This window comes from Mesonia aestuariivivens (genome assembly GCF_019311235.1).
Lineage (GTDB): Bacteria > Bacteroidota > Bacteroidia > Flavobacteriales > Flavobacteriaceae > Mesonia > Mesonia aestuariivivens.
In genome coordinates this window covers 44,692-61,634 of the sequence record NZ_JAHWDF010000005.1, presented here as the reverse complement: position 1 = coordinate 61,634, position 16,943 = coordinate 44,692, and the positions used below count along the sequence as shown (strand labels likewise).

Here is a 16,943-nt window from a genome sequence, read left to right as displayed (position 1 = left end):
GCTTATCAACACTCTTTTATAGCTTCGCTTTACTTCGTAAATTGAACTTTCTTTTTTTCTTGATCGTTCAATTTTATGAAAATACTACATACAGCCGATTGGCATATTGGCAAAAAACTGCACAAACATTATTTATATGAAGACTTCAACTTGTTTCTAAATTGGCTAATTTCCTTTATAAAAACTCAACATATTGAGGTAGTTTTAATATCTGGAGATGTATTTGATCTGGCAAATCCGTCTGCAGAAGCTAGAAAGCAATATTACCGTGCGCTATTGCAACTTAGAAAAACTAATTGTCAACTTATTATCACTGGCGGCAATCACGATTCTCCCAGTATGCTCGATGCCCCAAAAGAAATTTTAAAAGAATTAGAGGTTACTATTGTTGGTGGAATGCCTGCTAACGTAGAAGATTGTCTTATTCCACTTCAACAAAAAAATGGAAAAAATGAGGTGGTCGTTGCTGCCATTCCATTTTTACGAGATAGCGATTTACGTCCTGTTGAAGAAAATGTAATTTACGAAAATCGCATTGAAGCCATTAGAAAAGGTATTGAAACTACATTCTTAAAAGCTGCCGAAAAAAGCAATATACTTTATCCCGAAATCCCTATCATTGCGATGGGGCATTTATATGCTGCTGGTATAGAATCTTCAGATAGCGAGCGTGATATTCAAATAGGAAATCAAGCCGCTTTTCAAGCCAGCCAGTTTGGAGACTTATTTAGTTATGTGGCTTTAGGTCATATTCATAGACCACAACGCGTAAGCGCTCAAATTCCTACATTTTACAGTGGCTCTCCGCTCCCACTTTCGTTTAGCGAACGCAAAGATGAAAAACGATTATTGTTAATTGATACTGAAAAAGGGTTTGAGCCAGAAAGCATCGCTATTCCTGCCTTCAGAAAATTAATTCGCATTAGTGGCAGTATTTCTGAAATTCAAGAAAATTTAGCAAAAGTTCAACCTAAAGGAGAGTTGACTAATTTAATTGAAGTAGAACTGAAAGAGGAGAATTATGATGCAAATTTAATTGCACAACTAGATGAGCTAGTCACCAATTTCGAGAAACCTAATTTAGAAATCGTGAAGCATCGTGCAACCTTTAAAAATCAATTGAGAGAAAGCGGAAAATTATTTGCAAATCATCAGCATTTAGAAGATTTAAAACCGCAAGAAGTCTTTGAAAAATTAGTAGCCCAACATAGCTATTCTGAAGAATTAAAAGCAAAAGTAAGCCTTGCTTTTCAAGAATTAGTAGAAGAAGTAAATTCTAAATATTAATAATTAAAATTTTTCGTCACCCTGAACTTGATTCAGGTTCTCATCTTAAGCATAAATAGTTTTGATGAGATACTGAAATAAATTAAGCCGACGCTATAAAGTCAAGATATAAATTAACTTGAATGAAAATATTAAAAATAGCTTTTAAAAATATTAACTCGCTTCGTGGCGAGCATTTTATAGATTTTACAAAAGAACCATTTTCACAAAACAGCTTATTCGCGATAACCGGACCTACTGGAAGCGGAAAAACCACCATTCTAGATGTGATTTCATTAGCATTATTTAACCAAGTTCCGCGATTGGGAAAATTGAGCACCACTGAGGTTTTAAAAAAAGGAGCCATTCTTACACGAAATCAAAAAGAAGCTTACACTAAAGTTACATACGAGTGCAAAGAAGGCGTTTTTAGTTCTACTTGGGAAATTTCTACCGCTAGAACTGGTAATCTTAGAGATTACCATATGGAATTGGTGAATTTAGAAAGCGGACATTTAGATTTAAAAAAATCTGACGTTCCATCAAAAAATGAAGAGTTAATAGGCTTAAACTACGATCAATTTATAAAATCTGTGGTTTTAGCTCAAGGTGAATTTGCTAAATTTTTAAAAGTCCCCAAAAAAGAACGTGGCGCACTTTTAGAAAAAATAACTGGCACTCAAATTTATCGTCAAATAGGACAACAAGCATTTTTAAAATATAAAGAAATAGGTAATCAAATTGATGGGAAACGAATAAAAATTGAAAACTTCAAAGAGCAATTATTAGCCGAAGAAATTTATTTTGAAAAGAAAACAAAAGCGGAAACACTTCAACTAGAAAAGAAAAACCTAAAACTTTCTATAGAAAAAAACAGCGAAGCAATTCAGTTAAAAGAAAAGCTGAAAGAACAACAACAGCAATTAACGACTACCGAAAAAGAAATTGAACAAGTTAATTTAAAAAATACTGAGTTTGAAAAAGAAAAAGGAAAAAAACTTCAACAGCACCAAGAAGTTCTATTCTTTACAGATGATTTTAACGCTTGGCAAAACCTACAACAAGAGCAGAAAAATAAAGTCGAAGAGATTAGCAATACAAAGCTTACTATAAAGGGTTTTAAAGAAAAGCAAACCCAATTACAGACTGAATTTTCATCTCATTTTCAATTAGAAATTAACCCTGAAAATGCTTCTTCAAACATTACAACTTATAAAGAGAAAATTAGAAAACTAATTAGTGAACGCAGTGAATTGTTATCTATTTACAAAACCTTAGAACATAATATTTCAGGTTTGGTGAAAGATTTTCAATTTAATGCTAAACCTTTTAACGCTAATTTATTTCAACAAGAATTAAAAGAAAAACAAACCGAAAAGTCTTCAGTTTTTGAAAAGTTGAACGAAAAATTTCAGCTTCAAAATAAATCTATATTTAGTTGGGAAGAAGAAATTCAAGAGCAATTAAAAATGATTCGGGCAGCTGAAAAAGAAGAATTTCAGTTAGATCAACTTCAAAAAGAAATTCAGCAAAAGAAAAACGAACTTGAAAAATTAGAAAATTCTTTAAAAAATTCACCTCAAAAAATTAATCAGCTCCAGCAAAATTTGACATTAAAAAAAATTCAACTTGAAGCAAAACAAAAAACCTTAGAAGTTGAACAATTACAAAAAAAACTGGAAGATTATCGAAATGAATTAAAGGAAAATGAAGCTTGCCCACTTTGTGGTTCTGTTCATCATCCTTTTGCTTCAGAACATCCGCAATCAGAAAATAATTTAAAAAAGGAAGTAGAACAACTTATAAAAGAAATTCAGCAATTACAAACTGAGTTAACTAGAGAAGAAACACAACTTGAAAATTCTCAAAATCTGCAAAAGCAAACACAAGAGCAATTTAGGCTGAATGAGTTAAAATTTTTAAAGCATCAACAAGTTTTTAAAGAAAAGTTTACGTCTATACTTCCCAAAAAACAAGAACAATCGTTTTCTGCAATGGAAACAAAACTTGAAGCTGAATTAAACGAATTAAACCACGCAAAACAACTTCAAGAAGACTTAGAAAAATTAAAAGAACTCGCTCAAAAAGCAAAAGAATTAGCAGCATTAATTACCAACGGAAAAGCAAAAAGTGAAGCTATTGAATTTCTTTTTAAAGGAACTGATTTTGAAAAAGAAATTGGGGAGATTGAAACTTCTTGGAATCGTAATGAACAAAACATTTCACAGCAAAAAGAATTGCTAATAACTACAGAAAAGATTCTAGTAAAAGTTGAAGAAAAATTTAAGGAGTTGAACGAAACTCTGCTAGATCAGCTTCAAGCAAAAGGATATTCGAGCGTTGAAAAAGCGTTGTCGCTAAAGCTTTCTGCAACCGAAGCTCAGCAATGGCTAGAAGACCAAGAACAGCTTAAAAATAATAAGATAAAACTAGAAACACTTCAGCAAAAATTAAAAGAAGATATTGAGGTATTATCTGAAAAAGAAAGTGAAACAACTTTAGAGCAATTAAAAGAATTACTTCTGCAAGAAAACAAAACATTGACACAAAAAGAAAATGATTTTAACGAACTTTTACGCTTACTAAAAAATCAAGAAGAGAATTTAAAACAAATTGAAAAGCTACAAAATGAGGTGGGAAAAGAATTAGAACAATCGGAACATTGGAAAGTTTTAAACGATTTGATTGGTGATAAAACAGGAAATAAATTTAATGACTTTGCACAAGATTTAACCTTAGCACAATTGCTACAACTTGCCAATAAACGTTTAGAAAATTTAAGTGATCGTTACCGTATCGACCAACCAACCGATGATGAAGATGATAGTTTGGTAGCGATCGACGAACATATGGGCGGTCAGCGTAGATCTATTAAAACACTTTCTGGGGGTGAAACTTTTATTTTGAGTTTAGCACTTGCTCTAGCCCTTTCTGACTTGGCTTCTCGAAATATTGAAATTAATAGTTTATTTATTGATGAAGGTTTTGGAACCTTAGATCCAGAAACTTTAGACCAAACTTTAGACACGCTAGAAATCTTACAAACCGAATCTTCTAAAATGATTGGTATAATTAGTCACGTAGAAAGTTTAAAAGAACGTATTGCTACGCAAATACAACTCACCCAAAACGGACAGGGTTATAGTAGTTTAACGATTATATAAACTAAAAAAGCCACGAAATAAATCGTGGCTTTTTTTATGTATTTCACTAAAAATTACTTAGCAATGTTCACCGCACGGGTTTCTCTAATTACCGTAACTTTTACTTGACCAGGATAAGTCATATCTGTTTGTATTTTCTGAGAGATTTCGAAAGATAAATTGTTAGCTCTATCATCGGTTACTTTTTCACTTTCTACAATCACACGTAATTCTCTACCCGCTTGAATTGCGTAAGCTTTTTTGACTCCTCCAAAACCAAAAGCAATATCTTCCAAATCTTTTAAACGCTGAATGTAAGAATCTAACACTTGACGTCTTGCTCCAGGTCTCGCTCCACTAATCGCATCACAAACCTGAATAATAGGAGAAAGTAGTGATGTCATCTCTACCTCATCGTGGTGAGCTCCAATTGCATTACAAACATCTTCTTTTTCACCATACTTTTCTGCCCATTGCATTCCTAAAATTGCGTGAGGCACTTCAGTTTCTGTATCAGGCACTTTACCTATATCGTGTAAAAGACCGGCACGTTTTGCTAATTTAGGGTTTAGGCCTAATTCTGCAGCCATTACGCCACAAAGCTTAGCTACTTCTCTTGAGTGTTGTAATAAGTTTTGACCGTAAGAAGAACGATATTTCATTCTACCTACCGTTTTTATTAACTCTGGATGAAGACCGTGAATCCCTAAATCGATTACGGTTCGTTTTCCTATATCGATAATTTCTTCATCGATTTGTTTACGCGTTTTCTTCACCACTTCTTCAATTCTTGCAGGGTGAATTCTACCATCGGTTACTAATTTATGTAGTGATAATCTAGCAACTTCACGTCTAACTGAATCAAAACAAGAAAGAATAATAGCTTCTGGTGTATCGTCTACAATAATCTCTACTCCAGTAGCAGATTCTATCGCTCGAATGTTACGACCTTCACGACCAATAATTCTACCTTTTACATCATCACTCTCTAAATTGAATACAGATACACAATTTTCTACCGCTTCTTCTGTACCAATTCTCTGAATGGTATTAATGACAATCTTTTTCGCTTCTTGTTGAGCAGTAAGTTTAGCTTCTTCTATCGTGTCTTGAATAAGTGCCATTGCATCTGTTTTGGCAGACTCTTTTAAAGATTCTACTAATTGATCTTTAGCTTCTTCTGCACTTAAACCACTTATTACTTCTAACTGTTTTACTTTACTATCTAGAAGTTTATCGATCTCTTCTTGCTTCTTTTCTAAATATTCATTTCTAAACTTATAATCTTTGACTTTTTCATCAAGATCTTTATTTAGCTTTTTGTTTTTAGATAATTCACTAGAAACTTGAGACTCTTTATCTCTGGTTCTTTTTTCGGCATCAGCAATTTTCTTATCTCTTGATAAGATCACTTTTTCGTGTTCAGATTTAAGCTCTATAAATTTTTCTTTAGCTTGAAGAATTTTATCTTTTTTCTTACTTTCTCCATCAGCTGTTGCATCCTTTATAATGGTTTTAGCTTCTTTTTCAGCTTGTTTAATGACTGAATCTGCTCTTTTTTGTTCTAAATTTTTAGAAACAAAATAGCCTACGACAAGACCAATTATTAATGCAACAATACCAATGACTATAGTTATAATTTCCATAATTTTTAAAATGTATATATATAAAAAAAGCCTGTATTAGCATTCATTATTGTATAAACTCCGTATAAAACAGGTTTAGGGCTAACAAGCTGATCAAGGATCCGTTCAAAGACGGCTTGCTTTTACAACTTAGACTCACCCTTTTTAATTGATAATTGTTGAGTTTATCAAATTGGTAATGACTAATACAGGCAGTAAACCTTTATTTATTTTAAAGAACGTTTTTTAATTTCCCAAGAATTCATTCAACAGTTCATTTAAAGCATTAAGCTTTTGTTCTGCTTCATTTACTTGATTGCTATTATTTATAGATTTCTGTTCGTTTTTTGCCGCAAATTGTAGCGCACACATCGCCAATACATCTTGCTTATCACGAACAGCATAACTCTGCTCAAACTGCTTAATTGCTCTTTCAATTTCTTTTGCCGCTTTGCGCAAACCTTCTTCCTGATGAGGAAATACAGTTAAAGGGTAAACCCTGTCTGCAATCGACAATTTAATTTTCAACTTCTCATTCTGCATAAAGAACGTTTATTCGGTTAATTGAACAATACATTGATCTATTTCCCGTATTAAGCTGTTTATTTTGAGTTTTGTTTCTCTCTTATATTCATTACTGCCTAGCATTGCGTTTGCAGCTTTAAGCGTCTTGGTTTGATCTTCTAAAGAACTAATTTTTAAAGTTAGTGCCTGATTATTTTCTTTTTCGAGGTTTAAATTTTCTTCTAATTCTAAATTAAGTCGTTTTAAAATCTCGTATTTATGTAATAATTTACTAATCTTATTCTCTAGTGAATCAACTGTTTCTACCAATTTACTCATCTGCACTTCACGTAATACTTAGTACACAAAGTTAACATACCTTTACCAATATGCCAACAGTTTTCTTTCTAATTTTTATACTAAATTGATAGAGAATAGAGTTTCTAGATTAAATAGAAGTTTTTATATTTAAGCCCCAGCCCCTTACAATTCTAACACGTAATTTATGCGATCTTATTTTTTTATATTTTTTACTCTTGTTTGTAACCTATTCAGTTTTTCTCAAGATAATTTACCACAAAACTACTTTGAAAGCCCGCTTGAAATCCCTTTAATTCTATCAGGAACTTTTGGAGAATTAAGGTCTAATCATTTTCATAGCGGGATGGATATTAAAACTCACCAACAAACTGGTTTATCTGTACTTGCTTCAGCAACAGGTTATGTGAGCAGAATTAAAGTCTCGCATTTTGGCTACGGTAAAGCTTTATACATACAACACCCAAATGGTTATACTTCTGTTTATGCACATTTAAAAGAATTTGCTCCAGAAATAGAAGCTTATATTAAAGAAAGACAATATGCCAAAGAAAGTTATGAAATTGAAGTCTTCCCTAAAGGCAATGAAATTCCTGTAAATCAAGGTGAACTTGTGGCTTACAGCGGAAATAGTGGCGGTAGCGGTGGCCCGCATCTACACTTCGAAATTAGAGATAGCCAAGCTAGACCTATGAATCCTATGCAGTTTGGTATTCAAATAAAAGACACGCATTTCCCGATTGTAAAAGGAGTTTATGCTTATCCAATAGGAGACGATGCCCACATAGATAAAAGCGTAAAAAGACAAAAACTTAGAGTTATCCCTATTGAAAATGGCGTTTATAAAACAGAAAACTTTAATGCTTATGGCAAAATAGGTTTCGGAATAAATAGTGTAGACCTTTTAGATTACGCTGCCAATAAAAACGGAGTAAATACAATAGAAACTTATTTAAACGGTAAAAAATTATTAAGTATAGATTTTAATAAATTTTCTTTCGCAGAATCTAGATACATTAATGATTTTATTGATTATGAGTTAAAAGATACCAAAAAACAAACCGTTCAGAAATTGTTTATAGACAATAATAACCCATTAAGTATTTTTAAATGGGAAGACGATCAAGGCTATATTACAGTAAAAGATAGTTTAGATTACAACTATAAAATTGAAATTAAAGATTACGAAGGGAACACAACAATAGTAAGAATACCTGTAAAACCAATGAAGGTACTTCCTGAAGAGGTTGGAAAAGAAGAAGAAATAAAAACTAATTATTTTGTAAAAGCTAACGAAGCCACTGCTTTTGATGAAGACGGCTTTGATGTGTACATTCCTAGAAATGCACTTTATAAAGACCAATACTTAGATATACAAACAGATGGAGAACAAATAAAAGTTCACGAATCTTCTACAGCACTCCACAAAAACATGACCATCGGGTTTGATGTTAGTAAATACAATGAAGAAGACAAAGAAAAAATATTTATAGCAAGAATGAGTTCTTGGGGAAGACCGTATTATTCGACCACCTACAAGAAAGCCAACCGTTTTACTACCAATACCAAATATTTTGGAACTTATAAATTAGCGATAGACAATACCCCACCGCTTATACAAGCGATTAATTTTAAAGATAAAAAATGGATGTCAAACTATCGTTACTTGAAATTTAAAATTTCTGATGATTTATCTGGCATTAGTAGTTACCGTGCCACTATTAACGGAAAATTTATACTCATGGAATATGATTACAAAACCAATATGCTGGTCTATGATTTTAATGACAATATAATTACAGATGAAACAGAAAATAATTTGAAGATTATTGTACTTGATAATGTAGGAAATAGTACTACATTTGAAGGTACATTTTTCAGAAAAAATTAAAGCACATTCTCTTGAGAAATATTTCTTTTTTACTTCCACTGTTTCTATTACTATCAATTCATGTTCATTCACAATCGGCAAAAATTCAAGGCATTGTTTTAGATAAAAACGACACCCCTATTCCTGGCGCAAATCTTAGTTATGCTGAAGGAGGTACACAAACCAATGAGAATGGATACTATTCTTTACCACTTCCTGTAGGTAAAGAAGTGGTTTTAAAAATTACTTACATAGGTTTAAAAAAAATAGAATTAACCATTCCTGCGCTCGAAGCCGGACAACAAGAAGAACTCAATTTTGTTTTAAAAACCGATGTTGAAGAAATTGGTGTTGTAATTATTGACAGCAAGAGAAACACTCGCGTAGAAGGTGTTACGACCATTAGTCCAGAAACAATTAGAAAAATACCTGGAGCCAATGCGGGAGTAGAAAATTTACTGAAAACCTTACCTGGAGTAACCTCAAACAACGAACTAAGTTCACAGTATGCTGTTAGAGGTGGTAATTATGACGAAAACTTAGTATACGTAAATGAAATACAAATTTACCGTCCTTTTTTAATACGTTCAGGTCAGCAAGAAGGCTTAAGCTTTGTTAATACAGATCTAGTAAGGAATGTTGAATTTTCTGCTGGAGGTTTTCAAGCAAAATACGGCGATAAACTTTCTTCGGTATTAGATATTAGCTACCGAAGGCCTGTAGATTTTGGAGCTTCATTAGATTTAAGTTTTTTAGGGGGAAGTGTTTCGGTAGAAGATGTTTCTAAAAATGGTAAATTTTCAGGAATTGCAGGAATTCGTTATCGTGACAATAGTTTATTTGTAAACGCTAAAGAAACCGAAACCAAATTTAAACCTCGTTTTGCCGATGCACAAACTTACCTTACGTATCAATTTAATAATAAATTCGAACTAAGTTTTCTAGGTAACGTAGCCATTAATAAATATGATTATGAACCGCTTACTCGTCAAACTAATTTCGGAACACTCTCAGACCCGAAAGCTTTATTAATTTATTATGAAGGGCAAGAAAAAGATCAATACGAAACTTATTTTGGAGCATTCAAAGCTACCTATAAAGTTTCAGAAAATTATTCAGCCAAATTAATCGCTTCAGCATACAATACGCAAGAACAAGAACATTTTGATATTTTAGCACAATACCGTTTAGGAGAAGTGAACACAGATATAGGTAGTGAAGATGTTGGAGAAGTTGAATTTAGTGAGGGCGTAGGTTCACAACTTACACATGCTAGAAACGATTTAGATGCCTTAATCATTAATATTCAGCATTTAGGAACAATAAAAGCCAATAAACATCAGATTGATTACGGACTAAAATACACCCATGAAGATATTAGAGACCGAGTAAATGAATATGAAATTATTGACTCTGCTGGATTTTCTATTCGGCCTCCGTTAGATGGTTTTCAAAACAATCAACCTTATAATCCGTACAATGCGCCCATCGCACCCTATAACAATATCAAAGCATTTAACAGCACAAAAATTGATAGGTTTCAAGCTTTTGCACAATGGAGTTATAAAACTTTAGTAGGCGAATCTGAAGCTTGGTTTAATGCAGGTGTTAGAAGTCACACTTGGAATATAAGTGGTGACCAAATTAAAAGTAAAACCCAGCAAGTATTTAGTCCGCGAGCCCAATTTGCGATAAAGCCTAACTGGGAAAAAGATATGATTTTTAGAATTTCTGGCGGCTTATATTATCAACCCCCATTTTACCGAGCATTAAGAGATTCTACAGGATTGGTCAGACCACAGGTAAAAGCACAAAAATCTACCCATATTGTTCTTGGTAACGATTACATTTTTAAATTAGGAGGAAGACCTTTCACTTTGGTATCTGAAGCTTATTACAAAGCGATTACAGATGTTAACCCTTATACAATTGAAAATGTAAGAATAAGGTATAGAGCTAGAAATAATGCCGAAGCTTACGCCTACGGATTAGATTTAAGGCTTAATGGAGAGTTTGTACCAGGAACTGAAAGTTGGGTAAGTTTTGGTTATATGAAAACCGAAGAAAACATTAATAATAGAGGTTATATTGCTAGACCTACCGATCAGCGATTAAAATTTGCCGTGCTATTTCAAGATTATGTGCCCGCAATACCTGCTTTAAAATTTTATTTAAATATGGTTTACAACACTGGCTTACCTGGAGGCTCACCTAGTTATGCAGACCCTTATAACTACCAAACAAGATTAAGAGATTATCGTAGAGCTGATGCGGGATTCTCTTATGTTTTAGCCGATAGAGACAATCAATATCCAGCAGGACATTGGTTGCATCGTTTTAAAGAATTGAGTATTGGTTTTGAGATTTTTAATTTATTTGACAATCAAAATTCTATCACCAATACTTTTGTGAGAGATGTGTATACCAAAAGTTTATATGCAGTGCCTAATTATTTATCACCACGAGTTTTTAATTTAAAATTTGCAATGAAGTTTTAAAATGAATGCAATAAAAAAGGTGTTTAATAAACACCCTCTTTATAAGTAAAACTAACTTCTAATTATTAGTTTTTTTACATTTTTTGAATTATGATATTTTCAGCAAAAAAACCACATCATAATCTCTATTAAATTGTTTTTTGCTTTGTTTTATCTACACTTAAGTCTTTAAATATTATTCTTTAGTGATGATTTCATTTTCTTCTTTAGGCTTTTTCCAACATAAATAAGAAACTCCAGCCCAAAATACATTGACAATCACCATGCCTATAATAAATATTTCTTGACCATCATCTAACGAGTAATTTTTTAATCCAAAAATATAATAAGCTAATAAAGCAAAGCCCAAAACTACTCCTACAAAATAACAAATAACACCTTTTTTTGTTAGGCGTTTAAGCAATAAATTTTCAATCATAAATAAAATAAATTATTTTTTAATAAAGTCTTTTAAAACTTCAACTACATAGTCCAATTCTTCTTTGGTATTATATTTTGAAAAAGAAAATCTAATAGAAGGTTTATTTAAATCTTCTTCAGAAAGTATTTCTGTAAGTACATGAGAACCTTTATCGCTTCCGCTTTGGCAAGCACTTCCTTTAGAACATGCGATTCCTTTTAAATCTAATTGAAACAACAACATTAACGCTTTATCTGCAGGAATAGGTAAACAAATATTTACCAATGTATAGGTAGAGTTTTCTACATCAGAACACATACCATTAAATTTGATACCTGGTATTTCTTTTCGCAATTTTTCAATAAAATGATTTTTTAGCGAATTGGTATATTTTTTATCATCTTCTAGATGATCGTAAGCAAATTTTAAAGCTTCTTCTAAACCTACAATATTATGTACAGATTCTGTTCCTGCTCTCACACCACGTTCTTGTGAACCCCCAAAAATTAAAGATTTTAACCCGCTATTACTTTTAATATAAGCAAAACCAATACCTTTTGGTCCATGAAATTTATGTGCACTGACCGCAGCAAAATCTACAGGCAACTCATTTAAATCTAACGTATAATGCCCTATAGATTGCACCGTATCACTATGAAAAAGTGCTTGATGCTCGTGACAAAGGTTTCCTACTTTTTCAAGATCAAGTATATTCCCTATTTCATTGTTTACATGCATTAAACTCACGATTGTTTTTTGATCTGAATTTTCTAATAATTCTTTAAGATGGCTGGTGTTTACATTTCCATTTTCATCTAAATTTACATAAGCTACTTCTACATCAAAACAATCTTTTAATTGATCTACACAATGCAACACGGCATGATGTTCTATTTTTGAAGTAATAATACGTTTTACTCCTAAATCTCTTACCGCACTATTTAAAATTAGGTTATCTGCTTCTGTGCCACCTGAAGTAAATACAATTTCTTTAGCTTGAACGTTTAAATAATTAGCTACGGCTTTACGCGCATTTTCTATTAAAGATTTTGCTGTTCTTCCAAAAGTATGTGTTGAAGAAGGATTGCCATAAATCTTCATTACCTCTGTCATTTTAGAAATTACTTCATCTCTAATTTGCGTTGTAGCTGCACTGTCTAAATAAACGTTTTTCATGGGGGTGTAATTTTATTTAATGCTGGCAAAAATAAAACTTTTAAAATTATTTAATCGATTAAGCATTATAAATAAGCAATTGAATTATTTTTGTAAAAAATGAATGCAATGATTAAACATATATTTTTCTTACTGGTAATCACTCTATTTATTACTTCTTGTGACGATGGAGATGTTATTGTTACCAATTTTGATTATGATAATGAAACTCAATTAAGTTATTGCGCAGGAGCTTTAGATACCATTAACCTCACCAATGACATCCAAATTTATAATATTAATAATGATTCTCAAGAAGGTATTGTTTTAAATTTTAATAGAAGTGGTTTTACAGGTACATTTAATAGCGTTTTAAATGATAACCTTGCGGCTATAAAATTAGACACCACAATTACCATCAATTTATCTAATACCAATAAAATTGTATATAGAAAGTTTAATAGTGAGATTCCATCAGATTATTACTGTCAAAATATTCCGCCAAGTTCTCCTGGAGTTTCTCAAGAATATGTAAGTGTAAATGGCGGAAGCATTACTTTTTTTACACAAGTTACCAAGCAAGATGATAATGATGGCGTTCCTACACTAGCTAATGCTCCAGAGGGTTACAATGGCCCTTATGAAACGACAGATCCTGAAGATGATAATTTTGACACAGATGGTGACGGCATACCTAACTTTTTAGATGTAGATGATGATAATGATAATGTACCTACTTCTATAGAAATTAGTGACAATATTGAAGGTTATAGAGATCCTGAAACAGGGCTACCAGACACCGACCAAGACGGAATTTTAAATTATTTAGATGGAGATGATGATGGTGATGGGATATTAACTAGAAATGAAGATTTAAATGCATTTGATAATGAAAACGTCATTCTTAACCCAACAGATGACGACAGCAACAGCAACGGTGTCCCAAATTATTTAGATAATAATTCTACAGAAGAATTGGCAATTAATCTTTATCGAAACAATATTATCTCCAGAACATTTAAAACTACGGTAATAGTCAATAATATTACACTGAATAATGTAAACGGAAATGATCAAATATCTATTGAAACTTTAGAACTAGGGTCTTTTTCTATTAGCGTTTCTCAGAATTTAAAAGCAAATTAACAATCTAACAAACACTCTGAAATACATAAACCTCAGTAGCACCTAAGCCATATTCTTTGTAATCTGCTTCATAAAATTTCACATTTACATACCGGCTAAACAAAGTTTCTAATTCTGCTTTGAGTACACCTTGACCAACTCCATGAATAAAAACAATACGCTGTATTCTTTTATTTATAGCAAACTCAAGTTGTCGTCTTGCCGTATCAAGTTGAATATTTAGCATTTCAAAATTAGATAAGCTTTTAGTGCTATTTACTAAATGATGAATATGTAAATCTACCTCCATTGGCGGAATTACTTTTTTACGTTTCACAGAAGTTCTTTTTTTAGATTTTAAAGACTTATCTTCTTGTAAAGCCGCTTTCACATCATCATATTTCACTACAATATCAATCTCATCTTCAAAAGATTGAACCAACTCTTCTGGTGAAAATTCTAATAAAAAACCATCGATAGTTTCAATCACCACTAAAGTATCATTAAAACCTGTTACTCTACCAATAATAGGCTCATCTAAAACCTCTACCCGATCATTAACCTTAAAATTATTGTTCATCTTCTCTAGTTGTTTTATTATCATCTACCCAAACGCGAGTGGCTCTAAACAAACCAAACATCAAAATCACAATCCCTGCTATTTTAAAATAAACGATTGCATTTTCTGAAATCATTGTATATAATAATAACCCTCCTCCTATTAAAATTAAAAGTGTAGAAAATAATTGTTTTTTTGTACTCATTTTTGTTTGTTTAAAAAGTAAAATAACTAAAATTACAGTTAACCATTTACTTGTTTATGCAAAAGTATTTTTTTCTGAATAAAATCTACTATGAATAAACAAAATGAAATTCTGTATTTTTGAAAATGTAAATTACCCTGAAAATAAAAGTATGGAAAAATATATGCTTACTTGTTTACATAAAAAAATATTCGGTTTCGAATGTCCAGGTTGTGGTGGGCAAAGAGCTTTTTTAATGCTTATAAAAGGTGATTTTGTAGATGCTTTTCTAATGTACCCGGCAATTTATCCATTAGTTTTACTAGCACTAAGCATATTTACCAATTTATTATTTCCTTTAAAATACTACTCTAAATTAGTTTCAATTTTAACTATTGTTAGCATAACCACAATCGTAATCAGTTATATTTTAAAACAATTCATTCTATAAGTTTTTTTTATATTTGACAAACAATTAACTTAACTATCATAATTATGGAACAACAAAAATTACCTAATACTACCGTTGCTTTAGTTTTAGCTATAGTAGCATTTTTAGGCTGCTGCTGCTTTGGTATTGGAGGTATAATACCAGCAGGAATTGCTCTTTATTTAGCCAATAAAGACAAAAAGAAATATGAAGAAAACCCCGAGTTATATAGCAATTACAAGCAAGCAAATACAGCAAGAACGGTAGCTATTATAGCTTTAGTCATCTCTTGTGTGTTCTTGATTTACACAATTGTGAATTTTGTATTCTTTGGAGGGATGGAAGCTTATGATACTTTTTTAGAAGAATTTCAGCGTGAAATGGAGAGACAACAAAACCTATAATAGTTAATATAAAACACTAAAAAGCCCGATGAAATTTCATCGGGCTTTTTTTATACTATAACTATAACATTCTTAAAATTTATCTTCAAAAGTTGCTATGGTATTTTTTATAATAGAAACACAATCCATAATTTGCTCTTCAGTAATTACTAACGGTGGTGTAAATCTAATAATATTACCGTGAGTTGGTTTTGCTAGCAATCCGTTTTCTTTTAAAGCTACACAGATATTCCAAGCGGTTTTACTATTTTCTGTATCATTAATAATAATTGCATTCATTAAACCTTTACCTCTAACGCGATCGATCACTTTAGAAGTTTTAATGTAATCGTTCAATTCTTTTCTGAATAAATTACCTAGTTTATAAGAATTTTCAGCTAATTTTTCATTTCTAATTACTTCTAATGAAGCGATAGCTACGGCAGCAGCTACAGGATTACCTCCAAAAGTAGAACCATGTTGCCCTGGCTTAATTACATTCATCACCTCTTCTCTTGCCAATACTGCAGAAACAGGATAAACTCCTCCAGAAATCGCTTTTCCTAAAGTCACCATATCTGGTTTTACATCTTCATAATCTACCGCTAATAACTTACCAGTTCTAGCGATACCACTTTGTATTTCATCTGCAATAAAAAGAACATTATGCTTTTCGCACAATTCTTTTGCTCTTTTTAAATAGCCTTCAGAGGGTACATAGACACCAGCTTCGCCTTGTATAGGCTCTACTAAGAAACCAGCAACATTATCATTTTCTTCTAATATTTTTTCTAAAGCGTCGGTATCGTCATAAGGTATTTTTAAAAACCCTGGGGTATAAGGTCCAAAGTTCTTACGAGCGTCTTCATCGTTACTAAAAGAAATAATAGTAGTGGTTCTTCCGTGAAAGTTATTCTCACAAACTATAATTTGTGCTTCAGCTTCTTTAATTCCTTTTTTCTCGTAAGCCCACTTTCTACAAATTTTGATAGCGGTTTCTACAGCTTCTGCTCCCGTATTCATAGGTAAAAGCTTATCATATCCAAAAAATTCACAAGCAAATTTCTCAAACTTCCCTAACATATCGTTATAAAATGCACGAGAGGTAAGCGAAAGTGTTTCTGCTTGTTTCTTCATTGCATCTACAATTTTTGGATGACAATGACCTTGATTCACCGCAGAATAAGCGGCTAAAAAATCATAATATTTTTTACCTTCTACATCCCACATAAAAACACCCTCTCCTCTAGTTAATACTGCAGGAAGTGGGTGATAGTTATGAGCCCCATATTTATCTTCTAATTTAATTGCTTCTTCTGATGAAGAAATTTCTACAACTGACATTTGTTTTTCTTTTTCAATTTTACATCATTGATTCCTTCTTAGATAGGGAGAGAAATCATCCCAAAAATGCTTCTTGGCAAAATAAGAAATCTTTCTTTAAAACTAAACTCTTCAGCTTAATAAATCTTGTTACTTTTGC

General features: G+C 31.9%; 15 protein-coding genes and 1 other RNA gene. 7 read left to right on the top strand and 9 right to left on the bottom strand.

The genetic code is table 11. The features are described 5' to 3' along the window. Nucleotides 1–75 precede the first annotated feature (75 nt). Nucleotides 76–1,287, top strand: coding sequence for an exonuclease SbcCD subunit D C-terminal domain-containing protein (locus KW502_RS06085; RefSeq protein WP_219039649.1), 1,212 nt, complete (start codon nt 76–78; stop codon nt 1,285–1,287). Nucleotides 1,288–1,409: 122 nt separating this feature from the next. Further along, nucleotides 1,410–4,430, top strand: coding sequence for an AAA family ATPase (locus KW502_RS06080; RefSeq protein WP_219039648.1), 3,021 nt, complete (start codon nt 1,410–1,412; stop codon nt 4,428–4,430). A gap of 53 nt (nt 4,431–4,483) precedes the next feature. Here KW502_RS06080 and rny read toward each other — a convergent pair whose 3' ends face one another. The 4 genes from rny to KW502_RS06060 form a co-directional block, all read right to left on the bottom strand. After that, nucleotides 4,484–6,055: a ribonuclease Y gene (rny, locus tag KW502_RS06075; protein ID WP_219039647.1), complete on the bottom strand. Its 1,572-nt coding sequence runs from the start codon at nt 6,053–6,055 to the stop codon at nt 4,484–4,486. 55 nt (nt 6,056–6,110) lie between these two features. Next, a non-coding RNA gene (ssrS, locus tag KW502_RS06070) (6S RNA) lies at nt 6,111–6,219 on the bottom strand. Nucleotides 6,220–6,280: 61 nt separating this feature from the next. Continuing rightward, a complete protein-coding gene (locus KW502_RS06065; RefSeq protein WP_219039646.1) occupies nt 6,281–6,577 on the bottom strand; it encodes a cell division protein ZapA in 297 nt (98 codons plus the stop codon). Between the two features lie 9 nt (nt 6,578–6,586). Next, nucleotides 6,587–6,877 carry a hypothetical protein gene (locus KW502_RS06060; protein WP_219039645.1) on the bottom strand — a complete coding sequence of 97 codons (291 nt, stop codon included), beginning with the start codon at nt 6,875–6,877 and terminating at the stop codon, nt 6,587–6,589. Between the two features lie 166 nt (nt 6,878–7,043). Here KW502_RS06060 and KW502_RS06055 point away from each other — a divergent pair, with 166 nt between their 5' ends. Next, nucleotides 7,044–8,747, top strand: coding sequence for a M23 family metallopeptidase (locus tag KW502_RS06055; RefSeq protein WP_219039644.1), 1,704 nt, complete (start codon nt 7,044–7,046; stop codon nt 8,745–8,747). 11 nt (nt 8,748–8,758) lie between these two features. Then, a complete protein-coding gene (locus KW502_RS06050) occupies nt 8,759–11,224 on the top strand; it encodes a TonB-dependent receptor (RefSeq protein ID WP_255554124.1) in 2,466 nt (821 codons plus the stop codon). A 175-nt stretch (nt 11,225–11,399) separates the two neighbouring features. Here KW502_RS06050 and KW502_RS06045 read toward each other — a convergent pair whose 3' ends face one another. Then, entirely contained in the window at nt 11,400–11,642 is a 243-nt protein-coding gene (locus tag KW502_RS06045) for a hypothetical protein (protein WP_219039643.1), read from the bottom strand. A gap of 12 nt (nt 11,643–11,654) precedes the next feature. Beyond that, nucleotides 11,655–12,800 (bottom strand): cysteine desulfurase family protein, encoded by a 1,146-nt coding sequence (locus KW502_RS06040; RefSeq protein WP_219039642.1) that lies wholly within the window; start codon nt 12,798–12,800, stop codon nt 11,655–11,657. A gap of 108 nt (nt 12,801–12,908) precedes the next feature. On the opposite strand from KW502_RS06040, the gene KW502_RS06035 reads away from it, so the two are divergent. After that, nucleotides 12,909–13,925: a hypothetical protein gene (locus tag KW502_RS06035; protein ID WP_219039641.1), complete on the top strand. Its 1,017-nt coding sequence runs from the start codon at nt 12,909–12,911 to the stop codon at nt 13,923–13,925. Nucleotides 13,926–13,929: 4 nt separating this feature from the next. Here KW502_RS06035 and KW502_RS06030 read toward each other — a convergent pair whose 3' ends face one another. Continuing rightward, the gene (locus tag KW502_RS06030; protein WP_219039640.1) at nt 13,930–14,484 is read right to left on the bottom strand and encodes a Smr/MutS family protein; all 555 of its coding nucleotides are present in this window, start codon (nt 14,482–14,484) and stop codon (nt 13,930–13,932) included. Further along, nucleotides 14,474–14,668, bottom strand: a complete 195-nt coding sequence (locus KW502_RS06025; RefSeq protein ID WP_219039639.1) for a hypothetical protein — start codon at nt 14,666–14,668, stop codon at nt 14,474–14,476. The genes KW502_RS06030 and KW502_RS06025 overlap by 11 nt, the downstream gene beginning before the upstream one ends. A 103-nt stretch (nt 14,669–14,771) precedes the next feature. Here KW502_RS06025 and KW502_RS06020 point away from each other — a divergent pair, with 103 nt between their 5' ends. Both KW502_RS06020 and KW502_RS06015 read left to right on the top strand, forming a co-directional pair. Continuing rightward, nucleotides 14,772–15,098, top strand: a complete 327-nt coding sequence (locus KW502_RS06020; RefSeq protein ID WP_255554123.1) for a DUF2752 domain-containing protein — start codon at nt 14,772–14,774, stop codon at nt 15,096–15,098. A 44-nt stretch (nt 15,099–15,142) separates the two neighbouring features. Then, nucleotides 15,143–15,481, top strand: a complete 339-nt coding sequence (locus KW502_RS06015; protein WP_219039638.1) for a CCC motif membrane protein — start codon at nt 15,143–15,145, stop codon at nt 15,479–15,481. 72 nt (nt 15,482–15,553) lie between these two features. Here the strand turns inward: KW502_RS06015 and rocD are convergent, their stop codons facing one another. Further along, nucleotides 15,554–16,804 (bottom strand): ornithine--oxo-acid transaminase, encoded by a 1,251-nt coding sequence (rocD, locus tag KW502_RS06010; protein WP_219039637.1) that lies wholly within the window; start codon nt 16,802–16,804, stop codon nt 15,554–15,556. Nucleotides 16,805–16,943 lie beyond the last annotated feature (139 nt).

What these genes read in the sequence shown, in the direction of transcription:
- KW502_RS06065 (WP_219039646.1), bottom strand. Translation starts at nt 6,577, where the DNA reads ATGCAGAATGAGAAGTTGAAAATTAAATTGTCGATTGCAGACAGGGTT.
- KW502_RS06040 (WP_219039642.1), bottom strand. Translation starts at nt 12,800, where the DNA reads ATGAAAAACGTTTATTTAGACAGTGCAGCTACAACGCAAATTAGAGAT.
- KW502_RS06055 (WP_219039644.1), top strand. Translation starts at nt 7,044, where the DNA reads ATGCGATCTTATTTTTTTATATTTTTTACTCTTGTTTGTAACCTATTC.
- KW502_RS06025 (WP_219039639.1), bottom strand. Translation starts at nt 14,668, where the DNA reads ATGAGTACAAAAAAACAATTATTTTCTACACTTTTAATTTTAATAGGA.
- KW502_RS06020 (WP_255554123.1), top strand. Translation starts at nt 14,772, where the DNA reads ATGAAATTCTGTATTTTTGAAAATGTAAATTACCCTGAAAATAAAAGT.
- KW502_RS06030 (WP_219039640.1), bottom strand. Translation starts at nt 14,484, where the DNA reads ATGAACAATAATTTTAAGGTTAATGATCGGGTAGAGGTTTTAGATGAG.
- KW502_RS06035 (WP_219039641.1), top strand. Translation starts at nt 12,909, where the DNA reads ATGATTAAACATATATTTTTCTTACTGGTAATCACTCTATTTATTACT.
- KW502_RS06085 (WP_219039649.1), top strand. Translation starts at nt 76, where the DNA reads ATGAAAATACTACATACAGCCGATTGGCATATTGGCAAAAAACTGCAC.
- KW502_RS06015 (WP_219039638.1), top strand. Translation starts at nt 15,143, where the DNA reads ATGGAACAACAAAAATTACCTAATACTACCGTTGCTTTAGTTTTAGCT.
- KW502_RS06080 (WP_219039648.1), top strand. Translation starts at nt 1,410, where the DNA reads ATGAAAATATTAAAAATAGCTTTTAAAAATATTAACTCGCTTCGTGGC.
- rny (WP_219039647.1), bottom strand. Translation starts at nt 6,055, where the DNA reads ATGGAAATTATAACTATAGTCATTGGTATTGTTGCATTAATAATTGGT.
- KW502_RS06060 (WP_219039645.1), bottom strand. Translation starts at nt 6,877, where the DNA reads ATGAGTAAATTGGTAGAAACAGTTGATTCACTAGAGAATAAGATTAGT.
- rocD (WP_219039637.1), bottom strand. Translation starts at nt 16,804, where the DNA reads ATGTCAGTTGTAGAAATTTCTTCATCAGAAGAAGCAATTAAATTAGAA.
- KW502_RS06045 (WP_219039643.1), bottom strand. Translation starts at nt 11,642, where the DNA reads ATGATTGAAAATTTATTGCTTAAACGCCTAACAAAAAAAGGTGTTATT.